Annotated in this window: 17 protein-coding genes; 8 read left to right on the plus strand and 9 right to left on the minus strand. The window is 73.6% G+C overall.

Annotated elements, in window-relative coordinates; all coding sequences use genetic code 11:
- Nucleotides 1–102 precede the first annotated feature (102 nt).
- On the minus strand, nucleotides 103–666 hold the full coding sequence (locus ACFRAC_RS14830; RefSeq protein ID WP_382924284.1) for an NADPH-dependent FMN reductase: 564 nt from the start codon (nucleotides 664–666) through the stop codon (nucleotides 103–105).
- Between the two features lie 99 nt (nucleotides 667–765).
- Here ACFRAC_RS14830 and ACFRAC_RS14835 point away from each other — a divergent pair, with 99 nt between their 5' ends.
- From ACFRAC_RS14835 to ACFRAC_RS14845, 3 genes are all read left to right on the plus strand, one after another.
- Nucleotides 766–1,440, plus strand: a complete 675-nt coding sequence (locus ACFRAC_RS14835) for a TetR/AcrR family transcriptional regulator (RefSeq protein ID WP_382924285.1) — start codon at nucleotides 766–768, stop codon at nucleotides 1,438–1,440.
- Nucleotides 1,441–1,655: 215 nt separating this feature from the next.
- On the plus strand, nucleotides 1,656–2,828 hold the full coding sequence (locus tag ACFRAC_RS14840) for a 4-hydroxybenzoate 3-monooxygenase (RefSeq protein ID WP_382924286.1): 1,173 nt from the start codon (nucleotides 1,656–1,658) through the stop codon (nucleotides 2,826–2,828).
- 28 nt (nucleotides 2,829–2,856) lie between these two features.
- Nucleotides 2,857–4,293: an aldehyde dehydrogenase family protein gene (locus ACFRAC_RS14845; protein WP_382924287.1), complete on the plus strand. Its 1,437-nt coding sequence runs from the start codon at nucleotides 2,857–2,859 to the stop codon at nucleotides 4,291–4,293.
- Nucleotides 4,294–4,357: 64 nt separating this feature from the next.
- On the opposite strand, the gene trxA is transcribed toward ACFRAC_RS14845, so the two are convergent.
- The gene (trxA, locus tag ACFRAC_RS14850) at nucleotides 4,358–4,762 is read right to left on the minus strand and encodes a thioredoxin (RefSeq protein ID WP_382924288.1); all 405 of its coding nucleotides are present in this window, start codon (nucleotides 4,760–4,762) and stop codon (nucleotides 4,358–4,360) included.
- Between the two features lie 119 nt (nucleotides 4,763–4,881).
- Between trxA and ACFRAC_RS14855 the strand changes: the two genes are divergently transcribed.
- On the plus strand, nucleotides 4,882–6,315 hold the full coding sequence (locus ACFRAC_RS14855) for a dihydrolipoyl dehydrogenase family protein (RefSeq protein WP_382924289.1): 1,434 nt from the start codon (nucleotides 4,882–4,884) through the stop codon (nucleotides 6,313–6,315).
- A 5-nt stretch (nucleotides 6,316–6,320) separates the two neighbouring features.
- Here ACFRAC_RS14855 and ACFRAC_RS14860 read toward each other — a convergent pair whose 3' ends face one another.
- Nucleotides 6,321–6,968 carry a peptide deformylase gene (locus tag ACFRAC_RS14860; protein WP_382924290.1) on the minus strand — a complete coding sequence of 216 codons (648 nt, stop codon included), beginning with the start codon at nucleotides 6,966–6,968 and terminating at the stop codon, nucleotides 6,321–6,323.
- A 143-nt stretch (nucleotides 6,969–7,111) separates the two neighbouring features.
- On the opposite strand from ACFRAC_RS14860, the gene ACFRAC_RS14865 reads away from it, so the two are divergent.
- The gene (locus tag ACFRAC_RS14865) at nucleotides 7,112–8,503 is read left to right on the plus strand and encodes a PepSY-associated TM helix domain-containing protein (RefSeq protein WP_382924291.1); all 1,392 of its coding nucleotides are present in this window, start codon (nucleotides 7,112–7,114) and stop codon (nucleotides 8,501–8,503) included.
- A 55-nt stretch (nucleotides 8,504–8,558) separates the two neighbouring features.
- Here the strand turns inward: ACFRAC_RS14865 and ACFRAC_RS14870 are convergent, their stop codons facing one another.
- Genes ACFRAC_RS14870 through ACFRAC_RS14880 form a run of 3 tightly spaced genes read right to left on the minus strand, consistent with a single transcriptional unit; the run spans nucleotide 8,559 to nucleotide 9,929 of the window.
- A complete protein-coding gene (locus tag ACFRAC_RS14870; protein WP_382924292.1) occupies nucleotides 8,559–8,906 on the minus strand; it encodes a tetratricopeptide repeat protein in 348 nt (115 codons plus the stop codon).
- 49 nt (nucleotides 8,907–8,955) lie between these two features.
- The gene (locus ACFRAC_RS14875; protein WP_382924293.1) at nucleotides 8,956–9,417 is read right to left on the minus strand and encodes a MarR family transcriptional regulator; all 462 of its coding nucleotides are present in this window, start codon (nucleotides 9,415–9,417) and stop codon (nucleotides 8,956–8,958) included.
- Complete coding sequence (locus ACFRAC_RS14880) at nucleotides 9,414–9,929, minus strand: MarR family winged helix-turn-helix transcriptional regulator (RefSeq protein WP_382924294.1); 516 nt, start codon at nucleotides 9,927–9,929, stop codon at nucleotides 9,414–9,416. Before ACFRAC_RS14880 ends, ACFRAC_RS14875 begins: the two co-directional genes overlap by 4 nt.
- A 145-nt stretch (nucleotides 9,930–10,074) precedes the next feature.
- On the opposite strand from ACFRAC_RS14880, the gene ACFRAC_RS14885 reads away from it, so the two are divergent.
- Complete coding sequence (locus ACFRAC_RS14885) at nucleotides 10,075–11,040, plus strand: pirin family protein (RefSeq protein WP_382924295.1); 966 nt, start codon at nucleotides 10,075–10,077, stop codon at nucleotides 11,038–11,040.
- A gap of 54 nt (nucleotides 11,041–11,094) precedes the next feature.
- On the opposite strand, the gene ACFRAC_RS14890 is transcribed toward ACFRAC_RS14885, so the two are convergent.
- Both ACFRAC_RS14890 and ACFRAC_RS14895 read right to left on the minus strand, forming a co-directional pair.
- The gene (locus tag ACFRAC_RS14890) at nucleotides 11,095–11,796 is read right to left on the minus strand and encodes a response regulator (protein ID WP_382924296.1); all 702 of its coding nucleotides are present in this window, start codon (nucleotides 11,794–11,796) and stop codon (nucleotides 11,095–11,097) included.
- Nucleotides 11,797–11,916: 120 nt separating this feature from the next.
- Complete coding sequence (locus ACFRAC_RS14895) at nucleotides 11,917–12,381, minus strand: cyclic nucleotide-binding domain-containing protein (protein ID WP_382924297.1); 465 nt, start codon at nucleotides 12,379–12,381, stop codon at nucleotides 11,917–11,919.
- Nucleotides 12,382–12,883: 502 nt separating this feature from the next.
- Between ACFRAC_RS14895 and ACFRAC_RS14900 the strand changes: the two genes are divergently transcribed.
- Both ACFRAC_RS14900 and ACFRAC_RS14905 read left to right on the plus strand, forming a co-directional pair.
- Nucleotides 12,884–13,771 (plus strand): universal stress protein, encoded by an 888-nt coding sequence (locus tag ACFRAC_RS14900; protein ID WP_382924298.1) that lies wholly within the window; start codon nucleotides 12,884–12,886, stop codon nucleotides 13,769–13,771.
- 87 nt (nucleotides 13,772–13,858) lie between these two features.
- Nucleotides 13,859–16,240 carry a phosphoketolase gene (locus ACFRAC_RS14905; protein ID WP_382924299.1) on the plus strand — a complete coding sequence of 794 codons (2,382 nt, stop codon included), beginning with the start codon at nucleotides 13,859–13,861 and terminating at the stop codon, nucleotides 16,238–16,240.
- A 22-nt stretch (nucleotides 16,241–16,262) separates the two neighbouring features.
- Here the strand turns inward: ACFRAC_RS14905 and ACFRAC_RS14910 are convergent, their stop codons facing one another.
- Nucleotides 16,263–16,658 (minus strand): STAS domain-containing protein, encoded by a 396-nt coding sequence (locus ACFRAC_RS14910; RefSeq protein WP_382924300.1) that lies wholly within the window; start codon nucleotides 16,656–16,658, stop codon nucleotides 16,263–16,265.
- Nucleotides 16,659–16,825: the final 167 nt, after the last annotated feature.

Consider the following 16,825-nt stretch of genomic DNA (forward strand, 5'->3'; position numbering starts at 1 on the left):
CCGCCGTGGCGCGGCTCGCGGATCCGGGCTGATCCCGGCCCGGGACGCCGGAAGGGGCCGGAGCGCTCGGCTCCGGCCCCTCGGCCGACGGGGTGTGTCCGGTCAGGCGGCGATCTTCTCGCCCGCGTGGCCGTGGATCTGGGCGATGACCTCGGCCAGCTGCGCGGCGACCTCGGCGTCGTCGGCCGGGTGCGTCTCGGCGAAGCGGGTCACGGAGCCCGGGATGGACAGCTTGGCGTCCTCCAGCACCTTGCCGCCGGCGATGCCCACGGCCTTGCGGGCCTCGTCCTGCGCCCACACGCCGCCGTACTGGCCGAACGCGGTGCCGACCACGGCCACCGGCTTGCCGTCGAAGGCGCCGGCGCCGTACGGGCGGGACAGCCAGTCGATGGCGTTCTTCAGGACGGCCGGGATGGTGCCGTTGTACTCGGGGGAGAAGAGCAGGAAGCCGTCGGCGGCCTGGGCGGCCTCGCGCAGCTTGGCGGCCGTGGCGGGGACGCTGCCCTCGACGTCGATGTCCTCGTTGTAGAAGGGGATGTCGGCCAGGCCCTCGAACAGCACGACCTCGGCGCCCTCGGGAGCGAGCTTGACGGCCGCCTCGGCCAGCTGACGGTTGTGCGAACCGGCGCGAAGGCTGCCGACGAGCGCGAGGATGCGAACAGACATGCGAACTCCAAGGATGCTGAAACACTGCCGAAACGATCCGGACCGGGGTCCGTTTAACTTCTAGCATCCTAAGCGGACTACGGTCCAGTTTCATTCCCGATGCTTTACGCTGACTTCATGTCCGCCGCTCTGCCGCCCTTTCCGCAGCCGGAGGAGTCCCTCGGCGCACCCCCGGTGTTCGACGTGAGCACCGCTTCCGACGAGCCATGCCTGCGGGCCGACGCGGCCCGCAACCGCGCCCGGCTGCTGGAGGCCGCCTCCCGGCTGATCGCCGAACACGGCGCGGCCGGCGTCACCATGGAGGCCGTCGCCGCGGCGGCCGGTGTGGGCAAGGGCACGGTCTTCCGCCGGTTCGGCGACCGCACCGGCCTGCTCCTGGCACTCCTCGACCACTCCGCGCGCACGCTCCAGGCCGACTTCATGGGCGGCCCGCCCCCGCTGGGCCCCGGAGCACCCCCGGTCGACCGGCTGCGCGCCTTCGGCCTCGCGGTGCTCTACCGCTCGGCGGAGCAACTGGACCTGCATCTGGCGGCCCAGGCCGAGCCCGCCCGGCGCTTCGCCCACCCCGCCCAGCAGGCCCTGCAGACCCACGTCACGATGCTGCTGCGGCAGATCCGGCCCGGCGCCGACTGCGACCTGCTCGCGCACACGCTCCTCGCCTTCCTCGACCCCGCCCTGCTCAGCCATCTCACCCGGCAGCGCGGGATGCCCCTGGAGCGGCTGGAGAAGGGCTGGGTCGACCTGGTGGCCCGGGTGACCGGCACTCAGACCTGACGCACCCGTGCGGATTCCGCGCGGGACCGTCAAGATCGGTGCCGACGGCCTGATGCCCTGACGGCTGCCGCGGCCTAGGCTGTGCACGGTCCACATCGAACTGCCGTCCGGCCGTGCACGCGCGGACCCGGCCGCCCCCGCGGTGACCGTGGCGCACCGCGGCTCCGGCTCAACCGCGCGCGGCGGAGCGCGGCGTCGACGCCAGGGAGGCGTGCATGCGCACCACGGTCGGCATCATCGGCGGCGGTCCCGCCGGGCTGCTCCTCGCCCGGCTGCTGCACCGGGCCGGGATCGACTGCGTGGTGCTGGAGAGCCGGTCGCGGGAGTACGTCGAACAGCGCCAGCGCGCCGGGATGCTGGAGCAGGGCACCGTCGACGCGCTGCGCGAGGCCGGCGCCGCCGCACGCCTGGACGCCGAGGGGCTGGTGCACCACGGCATCGAACTGCGCTTCGACGGCGAACACCACCGCATCGACTTCCCGTCCCTCACCGGCGGCCGCACGGTGACGATCTACGCGCAGACCGAGATCGTGAAGGACCTCGTCGCGCTCCAACTCGCGGAGGGACCCCCGCTGTTGTTCGAGGCGGAGGTGCTGGCCGTGGAGAAGCCGGAGAGCGCGGCACCGGTCGTACGGTTCCGGCACGAGGGCCGGGAGCGCACCCTGACCTGCGACTGGGTGGCCGGCTGCGACGGCTTCCACGGCATCTCCCGGGGCGTGGTGCCGGCCGGCCGGTCGTACACGCGCGCCTACCCGTACGCCTGGCTGGGCGTGCTGGCCGAAGTGGCCCCGTCCTGCGAGGAGTTGATCTACGCACGCAGTGAACGCGGCTTCGCCCTGCACAGCATGCGCTCGCCCTCGGTGTCGCGCCTCTACCTCCAGGTGCCCGAGGGCACGGACGTGCGCGACTGGCCCGACGACCGCGTCTGGGACGAACTCGCCGCCCGCTTCGCCGTGGACGACGACTGGACGCTGTGCCGGGGCCCCATCACCGCCAAGTCGGTCACACCGATGCGCGCGTTCGTGCACGAGCCGATGCGGCACGGCCGGCTCCTGCTGGCCGGGGACGCCGCCCACATCGTCCCGCCCACCGGCGCCAAGGGGCTCAACCTCGCCGTCTCGGACGTCCGGATCCTGGCCCGCGGACTCGTCGAGTGGAACCGCACGGGCGATTCCCACGTGCTCGACCACTACAGCGAGTTGTGTCTCCGGCGCGTGTGGCAGGCCACCCGGTTCTCGGACGACATGACCCGGATGCTGCACACACGACCCGACGGAGATGCCTTCGACCACCGGATGCAGCTCACACGGCTGCGCCGGATCACCGCATCCCGTGACGCCGCCGCCGAACTGGCCGCGAACTACTCGGGACTTCCGCTCCCCCTGTGAACCCCCGGTGATCGAACGGAGAGTCGTCATGCCGTTGCTCGACCCCCAGTCCTGGCAGCCCCGCCCCCTGTCGGGAGGCGGACACACGGTGACCGAACCGGCCACCGGCGAGGCGCTGGGCACCGTCACCCTGGCCGGCCCGGACGACGTCGCCACCGCCGCGCGGGCCGCCGACGGCGCCCGGGCCGCGTGGGCGCGGCTGCCGCACTTCGCACGGGCCGCGGTCCTGCGCAGGGCGGGCGACCTGTTCGCGGCCCACGCCGACGAACTGCGCACCTGGCTCGTCCGCGAGTCCGGTTCCATCCCGGGCAAGGCCGACTTCGAACTGCACGTCGCCGCCCAGGAGTGCTACGAGGCCGCCGCTCTCGCCTCCCGCCCGGCCGGACAGGTCCTGCCCACCGAGGCGCCCCGCCTGTCGTACACGCGCCGGGTCCCCGTGGGAGTCGTCGGGGTGATCGCGCCGTTCAACGCGCCGCTGATCCTCTCGATCCGCTCCGTCGCCCCCGCCCTCGCCCTCGGCAACGCCGTGGTCCTCAAGCCCGACCCGCGCACCGCCGTCTGCGGCGGCCTGGCCCTGGCCGCCGTCTTCGCCGAGGCCGGACTGCCCGAGGACCTGCTGCACGTCCTGCCGGGCGGTGCCGAGGCCGGGCAGACGCTGGTCGCCGACCCGCACGTCCCGGTCGTCTCCTTCACCGGGTCCACGGCCGCGGGCCGGGCCGTCGGCGAGGCCGCCGGACGCCATCTCAAGCGCGCACACCTGGAACTCGGCGGCAACTCCGCCCTGATCGTGCTGGAGGACGCCGACCTCGACGCGGTGATCTCCACGGCCGCCTGGGGATCGTTCTTCCACCAGGGCCAGATCTGCATGACGACCGGCCGGCACCTGGTGCACCGGTCGCTGTACGAGGAGTACGTGGAGCGCCTCGCCGCCAAGGCCGACTCCCTGGCCGTCGGCGACCCGCACCGCGACCAGGTCCACCTCGGCCCGCTCATCGACGGCGGCCAACTGGACAAGGTCCGCTCCCTGGTGGAGGCCAGCGCCTCCGGCGGCGCCAAACTGGCGGCGGGCGGCACCCACGAGCGGCTGTTCTACCGCCCGACCGTCCTGGCGGGCGTCGACGACGACACCCCCGCCTACGCCGAGGAGGTCTTCGGGCCGGTCGCGCCCGTGCGCTCCTTCTCCGACGCCGAGGAGGCCGCCGCCCTCGCCGCCGCGAGCCCGTACGGCCTGTCGCTGGGGATCGTCACCCGGGACGCCGCCCGGGGCCTCGACCTCGCCGACCGGATCCCCACCGGCATCGTGCACATCAACGACCAGACCGTGAACGACGAGGCCGTCGCCCCGTTCGGCGGTGTCGCCGCGTCCGGGACCGGCGCCCGCTTCGGCGGCGACGCCAACCTGGAGGCGTTCACCGACGTGCGCTGGACGACGGTGCGCGGCGACGTGGCGGGCTACCCCTTCTGAGGCGGCCCGTCCGGCACAGGCCCACGGGTTCCGCTCCCGGAACCCGTGCGGCGGGCCAGGGCCCTCACTGCCCGTTCTGCTCCGCCTGCTCCTGTGCCTGCTCCTGCTCCTGCTGGGCGGCGACGGCCTTGCGGACCTCGTCCATGTCGAGCTTGCGGGCCTGCCCGATGACATCGGCCAGCGCGGCCTCCGGCAGGGCGCCCGGCTGGGCGAACACGGCGACCTGGTCCCGCACGATCATCAGCGTGGGGATCGACTGGATGCCGAACGCCTGCGCGAGTTCCGGCTGCGCCTCGGTGTCGACCTTGGCGAACACCAGGTCCGGGTTCTCCTCGGCCGCCTTCTCGTACACGGGGGCGAACTGACGGCACGGCCCGCACCAGGACGCCCAGAAGTCGATCAGGACGAATTCGTTGTCCGTGACCGTCTGGTCGAAGTTCTCCTTGGTGAGCTCCATGGTGCTGCTCATGGCGTGTCCCTCTTCCTGGGTGTCCGGGCGAAGCGTGGGCGACAACACGGCGATGGGGCCGCCTATTCCGCGCACGTACCCGTGTGGCCAGCGGGCACACCACCCGTAAGACTGACCCCATGACGGAAATGGATTCCATCGCGTACGACGTCGTGGTGCTCGGAGCCGGGCCGGTGGGGGAGAACGTCGCCGAGCGCACCCGCGCGGCCGGTCTGACCACGGCGGTCGTGGAGAGCGAACTGGTGGGCGGTGAGTGCTCCTACTGGGCCTGCATGCCCAGCAAGGCGCTGCTGCGGCCGGTCATCGCCCAGTCCGACGCCCTGCACCTGCCCGGCCTCGCCGAGACCATTCAGGGCCCGCTCGACACCGCACGGGTGCTCGCCCACCGCAACGAGGTCACCAAGGACTGGCACGACGACGGACAGGTCACCTGGCTCGAACGCATCGGCGCCGACCTCTACCGCGGGCACGGCCGCCTGGCCGGTGACCGGACCGTGGAGGTGACCGGCCCCGACGGCACCCGGCGCGTGCTCACCGCACGGCACGCCGTGGCCGTCTGCACCGGCAGCCGGGCCGTCCTGCCCGACCTGCCGGGACTCGACCAGGTCAAGCCGTGGACCAGCCGCGAGGCCACCAGCGCCCAGGCCGCGCCCGGCCGGCTCGTCGTGGTCGGCGGGGGAGTGGTCGCCGCCGAGATGGCCACCGCCTGGCAGGGCCTCGGCTCCCGGGTCACCGTGCTGGTGCGCGGCAAGGGCCTGCTGAACCGCATGGAGCCCTTCGTCGGCGAGATGGTCGCCCAGTCGCTCACCGAGGCCGGTGCCGACGTCCGCACCGGCACCTCCGTCACCTCGGTGACCCGGGAGGGCGGCACGGTCGTCGTCGTCACCGACCAGGGCGAGCGCATCGAGGCGGACGAGATCCTCTTCGCAACCGGGCGCGCCCCGCGCAGCGACGACATCGGCCTGGAGACGATCGGGCTGGAGCCGGGCTCCTGGCTGGAGACCGACGACAGCCTGCGGGTCACCGGAAGCGAGTGGCTGTACGCCGTCGGCGATGTGAATCGCCGCGTCCTGCTCACCCACCAGGGCAAGTACCAGGCACGGATCGCCGGCGCGGCCATCGCCGCCCGCGCCTCCGGGACGGCGGAGCTGGACACCCGGGCCTGGGGCGCGCACGCCGCCACCGCCGATCACGCGGCCGTCCCGCAGGTCGTCTTCACCGCCCCCGAGGCCGCCGCGGTGGGTCTGTCCCTGGCCGAGGCCGAGCAGGCCGGCCACCGGGTCCGGGCCGTCGACTACGACATCTCCTGGGTCGCGGGCGCCTATCTGTACCGCGCGGACTACCGCGGGCAGGCCCGCATGGTCGTCGACCTGGAACGCGAGATCCTGCTCGGCGTGACCTTCGTCGGACCCGGCGTCGGCGAGCTGATCCACTCGGCGACCGTCGCGGTCGTCGGCCAGGTGCCGATCAGCAGGCTGTGGCACGCGGTCCCGTCGTACCCGACGATCAGCGAGGTGTGGCTGCGGCTGCTGGAGACGTACCGCGACAGCTGACGCGCTCAGCCGGGCAGGTCGAACCCGAGGGCCCGCGCCGCCCGGACCGGGGCGGGCTCGGCCCAGAGCTCGGCCATCGCCTGGTTCGAGGCGAGCGAGCGCGGCTCGGCCCGGTCCAGGTAGAGCACCCCGTCGAGGTGGTCCGTCTCGTGCTGCACGATCCGGGCGGGCCACCCCGTGAACACCTCGTCGACGGCGTGCCCGTGCTCGTCCTCGCCCCGCAGGCGCACCTCGGCGTGCCGGGCCACGACCGCCTGGTACCCCGGCACGCTCAGACAGCCCTCGTAGAACGCGGCACGCGCCGGTCCGGTCCCCTCGTACGACGGGTTGACCAGCACCCGGAACGGCTGCGGCACCCGTCCGCGCACCACGCGCACCTCGTCCGGGACCGGCGCCGGGTCCTCGATCACCGCGATCCGCAGGCCGACCCCCACCTGCGGCGCGGCGAGGCCGACGCCGGGAGCCGCGTGCATCGTGATCCGCAGGGCCTCGACGAAGCGGGCCAGCAGCGCCGCGTCCAGCTGTCCTTCGTACCGCGCGGCGGGACGCCGCAGCACCGGGTCGCCGGCCGCCACGATGGGCAGCGGACCCTCGGTGGAGAGAAGCTGTTCGATCTGCTCGGCGAGGGACGCGCGCTCGTTCGGGAGTGCCATCGCCCCAGCATGCCACGCGGCCCTACCGCCCCCTGAACTTTCCTGTGGCGTGGGTCACTTGGGGCGCCGGGAACTCCGGGGCCCGCCGGTCCGACTACCGGACCGCCCGAGCACAGCCGTCCCCACCCCCCGGAGAACCGCCGATGCCCACCGCCCCCTCGACCGCCCCGGCTCCGGCGCCGGACGCCCCGGCCCCGCCCCGCCGCGGCTGGGCGACCCTGCGCCCGCTGGTCCTGCGCCTGCACTTCTACGCCGGGGTGCTCGTCGCCCCGTTCCTCCTCGTCGCCGCGGCCACCGGATTCCTGTACGCGGGCGCCTTCCAGGCCGAGAAGCTGCTCTACGCCCACGAGATGCACGTCCCCGCCGGCGACACCAAGCTGCCGGTGTCGCAACAGGTCGCCGCCGCCCGGAAGGCCCACCCCGAAGGCACGGTCTCGGCCGTACGACCCTCCCCGGCCGACGACGAGTCCACCCGCGTGATGCTCTCGGGGGCCGACGGCGTCGACGCCGACCACACCCTGGCCGTGTTCGTCGACCCGTACACCGCCGAAGTGCGCGGCGCCGTGGAGCAGTACGGCTCCACCGGCGCCCTCCCGCTGCGCACCTGGATCGACGAGTTCCACCGCGACCTGCACCTCGGCGAGCCCGGCCGGCTGTACAGCGAACTGGCCGCCAGCTGGCTGTGGGTGATCGCGGCCGGCGGACTGGTGCTGTGGTTCTCCCGCCGGCGCGCCCAGCGCCGGGTGCGCGGTACCAGCGGGCGCCGGCGCACCCTCGGCCTGCACGGCACCGTCGGCGTCTGGGCGGCCCTCGGCTTCCTCTTCCTGTCGGCGACCGGCCTGACCTGGTCGACGTACGCCGGAGCGCACATCGACGACCTGCGCACCTCCCTGCGCCAGGCCACTCCGTCGATTTCGGCGGGCGGCGGCGACCACGGCGGCCACGGCGGTGCCGCGGCGACCGGCGGCGCCGGCGGACAGGGCGCCGGCCTCGACAAGGTCCTCGCGGCCGCCCGCTCCGAGGGCCTGTCGGACCCCGTGGAGATCGTGCCGCCCGCCGACGCCTCGTCCGCCTTTGTGGTCCGGCAGGTGCAGCGCGCCTGGCCGACGAAACAGGACGCCGTGGCGGTCGACCCGGTGTCCGGTGAGGTCACCGACGTCCTGCGGTTCGAGGACTTCCCGGTGCTCGCCAAGCTGACCCGCTGGGGCATCGATCTGCACACCGGGGTCCTGTTCGGGCTGGTCAACCAGATCGCCCTGATGGCGCTGGCACTCGCGCTGATCCTGCTGATCGTGTGGGGCTACCGCATGTGGTGGCAGCGCGGGCGGGGCGCGTCGTTCGGACGGCCGGTCCCGCGCGGCGCCTGGCGGCAGGTGCCCCCGCGCGTCCTGGTCCCGCTGGCCGCGCTCGTCGCCGCGCTCGGCTACGTCGTGCCGCTGCTCGGCATCCCGCTGGCGGGGTTCGTCGTCGTGGACGCCGTACGGGGCGAGATCGCGCACCGGCGGGACGGGCGAAGGCCCGCGCGAGCGGAGTAGACGAGGGCCCGGCCTCCGTCGGTACGGAGTCCGGGCCCTGCCTGTCCAACTCGTCTCAGATCTGCTCGAAGTCACCGGCCAGTGCCGCGGCCAGGCGCATGTGCGGCTCGGCCTCCTCGTGCCGTCCCTGGCGCTGGAGCGTACGGCCCAGCATCAGCCGGGCGTACTGCTCGACCGGGTCGCGCTCGACGATGACACGCAACTCGTTCTCGGCGCGGCGCAGTTGGGCCGAGTGGTAGTAGGAGCGGGCCAGCAGCAGCCGCGGTCCGGTCTGCTCCGGCACCTCCTCGACCAGGCTGCCGAGGACCCGCGCCGCGGCGGCGTAGTCCTTGGCGTCGAAGAACATCCGCGCCCGCTCCCAGCGCTCGGCCGGTGTCCCGTGGTCGTAGTACGTCGTCTCCACTCTGACCTCCTTCGTGCGGGGCAACCGGCCCGAGTGGTTGAATATTCCACTAACAGCCGGCCGCTTTCCGGGGCAGGGCCGTGAGCTCGCGGTTCGCCCGCTCGGTGATGAGCGTCAGCACCCGCCCCGCGACGGCCAGGTCCTCCTTGGGCAGGCCCGCGTAGATCCGGGCGGAGACGGGGGCCGTCTCGGCGGTTGTGGTGGTGTGCAGGGCGCGTCCCGCGTCCGTGATGCGCACGGCGGACGGCCCCTCAGCGGCCAGCAGGCCGGCGCCCACCAGCTCGTCGATCACGGAACGGGCCTCCTGTGGCGCGCACTTGAGCGAACCGGTCACCTGGCCGATCAGGTGCTCGCGCTCGACGGGCCCGTCGGCGACGGCGGCCACGCGCAGGGTGACGGACTGCTGGAAGGTGGCGCCGTGACGGGCCAGCACATGCTCCAGGAGGGCACGGCTCGCGTAGTGGGCCAGGGCTATGACGCGCGGATCGAGACGGGGAGAGGTGGTGGTCATGACTGCTCCTTGTCGTGCTCGTTGTCGTGTTCGCCGAGGTGTTCGCCGTCCGGGGCGGACGGATCGAGAGGCGCGTCGAGCAGGGTCGCCAGATTCCGTGTGAACTCCCGCGCGGTGGCGCTGTCGAGACCGCCGAGCGGGGTGAGCCACCGCTCGTGGAGCCCTCGCACCACGTCGATCGCCTTCCGGGTCCGCTGCCGGCCCCGCTCGGTCAGCGCCAGCTGGACGGCGCGCGGATCACGGGGGTCGCGGGTGCGTTCGAGAAGACCGGCGCTCTCCAGGGAGCGTGCCAGCTTGGAGACGTACAGCGGCTCCAGGCCGGTGTGGTCGGCCAGGCGTCGCTGACTGGGGCGCTCACCCTCGCGCTGCATGCCGTACAGCGAGGCCACCACGGCGTACTGGGCGTGGGTGAGCCCCAGCGGGGCCACGGCCCGGTCGACCGCGACCCGCCATTTCGTCGACAACCGCCACACCAGGTAGCCCGGGGTGGCGTTCACGGAACCCATGCTCATGCCGCATACAGTACATGGCTACTATGTCCATAGCTACTATTATCGGGTCCTGGACGCACCCGGGACCCACCGCTGGACGACCGCCCGCAAGACAGCCCGTACGACGGACTGACGGGGTGCCCCGAAGGGGGTTAGTTTGGGCGCCATGAGCAATCTTGATCGCGAGGCGGTGCCCTCCGTCTGCGGCGGCCGCGGGTTCGTCGTCGCGGAGCCCGTCCGCGAACTCCTCAGCCCCCGGCGGGTACGGCTCGGCGAGTCCACCGAGGTGCGCCGTCTGCTGCCCAATCTGGGACGGCGCATGGTCGGCGCCTGGTGCTTCGTCGACCACTACGGCCCGGACGACATCGCCGAGGAGCCCGGTATGCAGGTGCCCCCGCACCCGCACATGGGCCTGCAGACGGTCAGCTGGCTGCACGAGGGCGAGGTGCTGCACCGGGACTCCACGGGCAGTCTCCAGACGATCCGCCCGCGCGAGCTGGGCCTGATGACCTCGGGCCGGGCGATCAGCCACTCGGAGGAGAGCCCGCGCTCCCACGCCCGCTTCCTGCACGGCGCCCAGCTCTGGGTCGCCCTCCCGGACGGCCACCGCCACACCGAGCCGCACTTCGAGCACCACGCCGACCTGCCGGTCGTCACGGCGCCCGGCCTGCGGGCCACGCTGATCCTGGGCGACCTCGACGGCGCGAGCTCGCCCGGCACGGCGTACAGCCCGATCGTCGGCGCCGACCTGGCGCTGAGCCGGGGAGCCGACGTCAGCCTGCCGCTGGAGCCGGACTTCGAGTACGCCGTGCTCGCCATGTCCGGCGAGACCCATGTGGACGGCGTGCCGGTCCTGCCGGGCTCGATGCTCTACCTCGGCTGCGGCCGCACCGAACTCCCGCTGCGCGCAGAGTCGGACGCGGCCGTGATGCTCCTCGGCGGCGAGCCGTTCGAGGAGGAGCTGATCATGTTCTGGAACTGGATCGGCCGCACCCAGGAGGAGATCGAACAGGCCCGCCGCGACTGGATGGAAGGCACCCGCTTCGGCGAGGTGAAGGGTTACGACGGCGCCCCGCTCCCGGCCCCGCGCCTGCCGGCGACCCGGCTGAAGCCGCGGGGGCGCGTGCGCTGACCGTCCGGCCACGACCGGTGAGGCGCCGGGACCGGCCTGGGCGGTCGGGGCGGCTCAGCGTGCCGAGCGGTCGCCCGGCTCCGGTTGTTCCAGGTGGGAGGCCAGGACCGCCGCCTGGACGCGGCGTTGTACGCCGAGCTTGGCCAGGAGGCGGGAGATGTGGTTCTTGACCGTCTTCTCCGACAGATAGAGCTTCTTGCCGATCTCGCGGTTGGTCAGGCCGTCGCCGATCAGGGCCAGGATGTCCCGCTCCCGGGGCGACAGGCCCGCCAGTTCCGGCGGGACGGACGGTGTCTCCACGGGGTCCGCGCGCAGCGAGCGCATCAGGCGGGCCGTCGTCGCCGGGTCCAGCATGGACTGGCCGGAGGCGACCGTGCGGACCGCGGAGACCAGGTCGGAGCCCCTGATCTGCTTGAGGACATAGCCCGAGGCGCCGGCCATGATGGCGTCCAGCAGGGCTTCCTCGTCGTCGAACGACGTCAGCATCAGGCAGGCCAGCTCCGGCATCTGGCTGCGCAGCTCCCGGCAGACCGTGATGCCGTCGCCGTCCGGGAGACGGACGTCCAGCACCGCGACGTGCGGGCGCAGCGCCGGGCCCCGGACGAGCGCGTGTTCGACGGTGTCCGCGTCGCCCACCACCGAGATGTCCGGCTCCGCGTCGAGCAGATCCGTCAGTCCCCGGCGCACGACCTCGTGATCGTCGAGGAGGAACACGCGGATCGGGCGCTGTTCCGTGAACGGTCCTGACTCGGTCATGGCGCTTCCCTGTCCCGACGGCACACCGGAAGCGGCCCGGCCGACCGCTCCTCCTCCCGATCATCGCTCGCCGGGGCCGGACGCACTAGGGCCGACCGGCCCCATCGGCCGCCCCAACGGTCAGACGGCGCTCCCCGCCCCGTAGGGGGCGTACAGGTCCAGCAGCCGCGCCCGCGCGCAGCGCAGACGGTGGGCGAGGACGTCACCGACCCACTGGGACACCGCGTGGCCGAGCGCGGGATCGTCCCGGCACAGCGACCGTACGGCCGCGGCGTCGAGCTCGTACGCCCGCACCGGCGTCGTCGCCTCGGCGCCCAGGTGCCACACGTGCGGGGAGAACAGCCAGGACCAGCCGAGGAGTTCGTTGTGCCGCAGGCTCTCGATGACGGCCGGGCGGCGGCCCGGCACCCGCATGTCCAGCTGGACGGTGCCGGTACGGATGATCCAGAACCGGTCGGCCCGTGCGCCCTCCTCGAAGATGCGCGCACCCTGCGGGAAGGAGACCTCGCGGGCGAGGAGCACGAGCCGTTGCCGCTGCTCCGCGTCCAGAGCGCGCGTCATGCTGGGAGCAGATGTGGTGATCATGGCGTGCCTCCCGACGACGGCCAGGGACTTTCCCCACCGTCAGCGTCCGCCCGCCGCGCCGGCGGCGCCAGGGCCGTTGGACCCCGTTCCGGCGGGCCGTCCGGCTCCCGTCGCGCACGCAGGCGCCGATAGCCCCGGACCGGGCGCGGCGAAAGGGCCGTTGGGCCCCCGACGGCGGACCTTCGGCATCGGGCGGCCGTGCACCGGACACCGCCAGGGTGAGGTACGGCGGACGGCACCGGGGCCCGCGCCCGCTCACCACGGGTCCCGCCCGTCCACCGCGGCCCCTGGCTGTGCCGACCGGGGGGGAGAGGAGGTGCGGTGGGCTCCGGCGTGGCCCACCGCACCGCCCGGCACGGGGCGGGACCACGACGGGAAGGGGCGGTCGGCGGTCCGGGAGGGCCGGTCCGGCTCCGGACGTGCAGCAGGGTCGGCGGCAGTCCGGGCGTCCGCCTGACCCATGACCGGCCCACGACCGACGAGTGATCGAGGAGACACCACCATGAAGGCTCCGCCGCCCGAGCCGGACGTGCCCGTCGTCGTCGGTGTCGACGGCTCCGAGGCCGCCCTGCGCGCCGTCGACTGGGCGGCCGACGAGGCCGCGCTGCGCGGGGCGCCGCTGCGGCTGGTGTACGCCGCACGATGGGGCCGGTACGAGGGTGCCGCCCTCGCCCGTGACCTGGAGGGGCCACCCGAGCGGGTCGACGCCGTCGACATCGTGGACAGCGCCGCCCGCCGGGCGCGTCGCCGCCGCACCGAGCTGCGGCTCGCCGTGGTCACGGTGCCCGAGGAACCCGAGTACGCGCTGGTGCGGGAGAGCCGCACCGCCGCGCTGCTCGTCACCGGCACCCGGGGCCGCGGCGGTATCGCCGAGGCCCTGCTGGGATCGGTGAGTCTGACCGTCGCCGGTCACACGCACTGCCCGATGACCGTCGTGCGCCCCGGGCACGACCACCGGATACGGCCGCACGGCCGGGTCGTCGTCGGCGTCGGCGACGGGCCGGCCACGGCGGCCGCCGTTCGGTTCGCCGCCGAGGAGGCCCGCCGGCGCGGCGCGGTCCTGGAGGCCGTACGGGCCTGGCGGCAGCCCGCGCGCGAGACCCCCGACACGCCCCTGGCGGGCGGGGAGCACCTCCGGGGCGCGCATGAACTGCGGGCGGCCGAGGTACTGGACAAGGCGCTGGGCGAGGTTCCGGCCGGCGTCGTCACGCACCGCCGCACGGCGGAGGGGCACATCCGTACCGTCCTCGCGGACGCCTCGTACGCCGCCGACCTCCTGGTCGTCGGCGCCGAGCGGCGCCACCGGCCCGCCGGGCACCTCGGCCGGGTGGTCCACGGCGTGCTGCACCGATCGGCCTGCCCGGTCGCCGTCGTCCCCGGGCCGGAGTGAAATGCGAGGACGGGCGCACCCGCGACACAGCACCCCGACCGCCGGACCACCGCACGCGAGCCGAACCGACGACCACGGAGACCTCTCATGTCCCAGGTGGACCTCCACCCCCGCACGGCACCTTCCGACGACGAACTGCGCACGCTGGACGCCCACTGGCGGGCCGCCAACTACCTGGCCGCCGGGCAGATCTACTTGATGGCGAACCCGCTGCTGAGCGAGCCGCTGCGCCCCGAGCACATCAAGCCGCGCCTCCTCGGCCACTGGGGCACCTCGCCCGGTCTGAACCTCGTCTACACCCACCTCAACCGTGTGATCTCCGCCCGCGGTCTGGACACGCTGTGCGTGTGGGGTCCGGGGCACGGCGGGCCGTCGGTCCTCGCTGGCTCCTGGCTGGACGGCAGCTACGGCGAGCACTACCCGGACGTCTCGCGCGACGCGACCGGCATGGAGCGCCTGTTCCGGCAGTTCTCGTTCCCCGGCGGTGTGCCGAGCCATGTGGCGCCCGAGGTCCCGGGGTCCATCCACGAGGGCGGCGAGCTCGGCTACTCGCTGGCGCACGCCTACGGCGCCGCCTTCGACCACCCCGACCTGCTGGTCGCCTGCGTCATCGGCGACGGCGAGGCGGAGACCGGGCCGCTCGCCGCCTCCTGGCACTCCAACAAGTTCCTCGACCCCGTCCACGACGGCGCCGTGCTGCCGATCCTGCACCTCAACGGCTACAAGATCGCCAACCCGACCGTGCTGGCCCGGCTCCCCGAGGCCGAACTCGACGCACTGCTGCGGGGCTACGGCCACGAACCGATCCACGTCGCCGGTGACGACCCGGCCGCCGTCCACCGGGCCATGGCGCGGGCCCTCGACACGGCGCTCGACCGGATCGCCCTCATGCAGCGCTCCGCCCGCGAGGACGGCGTCACCGAACGCGTCCACTGGCCGGTCATCGTGCTGCGCACCCCGAAGGGCTGGACCGGCCCCGGCGAGGTCGACGGGCTCCCGGTCGAGGGCACCTGGCGCTCGCACCAGGTCCCCCTCGCCGGCGTACGGGACAACCCCGAGCACCTGCGGCAGCTGGAGGCGTGGCTGCGCTCCTACCGGCCCGAGGAACTCTTCGACGCCGACGGGCGGCCCGTCGCCGACGTCCTCGCCTGCGTGCCGGAGGGCTCCCGGCGGCTGGGCGCCACCCCGTACGCCAACGGCGGCCTGCTCCTGCACGACCTTCCCGTCCCGTCCCTGGACCGCTTCGCCGTGCCCGTCGACAAGCCCGGCGTGTCCCTGCACGAGCCGACCCGCGTCCTCGGCGACCTGCTGGAACAGGTCATGAAGGACACCTGGGCGCGCCGCGACTTCCGGCTCGTCGGCCCCGACGAGACCGCCTCCAACCGCCTCCAGGCCGTCTTCGACGCCACCGGCAAGGCGTGGCAGGCCGCCGTCCTGCCCGTCGACGAGCACCTGGACCGGCACGGCCGGGTCATGGAGGTGCTGTCCGAACACCTCTGCCAGGGCTGGCTGGAGGGCTACCTCCTGACCGGCCGGCACGGGCTGTTCTCCTGCTACGAGGCGTTCGTGCACATCGTCGACTCGATGGTCAACCAGCACATCAAGTGGCTGCGGACGTCCCGGCGGCTGCCGTGGCGGGCCCCGGTGGCCTCCCTCAACTACCTGCTGACCTCGCACGTGTGGCGCCAGGACCACAACGGCTTCTCCCACCAGGACCCCGGCTTCGTCGACCACGTCCTCAACAAGAGCCCCGAGGTGGTCCGGGTGTATCTGCCGCCGGACGCCAACACCCTGCTGTCGGTGGCGGACCATGCCCTGCGCAGCCGCGACTACGTCAACGTGATCGTCGCCGGGAAGCAGCCCTGCTTCGACTGGCTGTCCATGGACGCCGCCCGCGACCACTGCGCGCGCGGAGCGGGCATCTGGGAGTGGGCCGGTACCGAGAACGGCGGCGAACCGGACGTCGTCCTGGCCTGCGCCGGGGATGTGCCCACCCAGGAGGTGCTGGCCGCGGCGCAGCTGCTGCGCCGCCACCTGCCCCAGCTCGCCGTCCGCGTGGTCAACGTCGTCGACATGACCCGGCTGCTGCCGCACGAGGAACACCCGCACGGCATGACGGACTTCGAGTACGACGGACTGTTCACCCGCGACAAGCCGGTGGTCTTCGCCTACCACGGCTATCCGTGGCTGATCCACCGCCTCGCCTACCGCCGCTCCGGGCACTCCCAGCTGCATGTGCGCGGCTACAAGGAGTCCGGCACCACGACCACGCCGTTCGACATGGTGGTGCGCAACGACCTGGACCGCTACCGGCTCGTCATGGACGTCGTCGACCGGGTCCCCGGCCTCGCGGTGCGGGCCGCCGCCGTACGGCAGGCCATGGTGGACGCCCGCACCCGGCACCACGCCTGGATCCGCGAGCACGGCACCGACCTGCCCGAGGTGGCCGACTGGTCCTGGAACGCCTGACCCGGCGCGGGGGTGCGGGAACTCAGCGCAGGGCGACCCACGCCCCCGCGGGCGTGTCCAGCGGCCGGGACGTAACGTCCGGCAGCCGGGACGCGACCTCGAACACGCCGCCCAGATCCAGCATGCCCAGCATGCGTCTGAACCGGGCGCTGTCGCTGACCAGCCGGAGCCGGCCCGCGCGGGCCCGGACCCGGTTGCGCGCCCGGCACAGCACACCGAGGCCGGCACAGTCGATGAAGGTCACACCACGCAGATCGAGCACGAGATCCGGGGACGGGCCCGACGTCAGGGCGTCCAGGCGCGCCGTGAGCGAGGTCGCGGCACCGAGGTCGATCTCGCCGCGCAGTGCCACGACGGTCGGCCCGTCGACGGAACCCCGTGCCGTGGCGACGGCGAGTTCCGTGTGGTTCTCGGTCATAGGCCGATCAAACCTCCGCGGCGCGTGCGGGCGACAGGGCCGAAGGTCCCTGCCGGGTGGGCCCGCGGTCCCGACATCGCGGCGGGTGGAGGCCGGCCGGGCAGGGACCCGTGGCGGGCCCGCCCGGCCCGTGCGGGCCCCGCCCATCCGGGTCAAGCTGGAGATGC

It is taken from the genome of Streptomyces sp. NPDC056628 (assembly GCF_042792555.1).
In the GTDB taxonomy this organism is placed as follows: Bacteria; Actinomycetota; Actinomycetes; order Streptomycetales; family Streptomycetaceae; genus Streptomyces.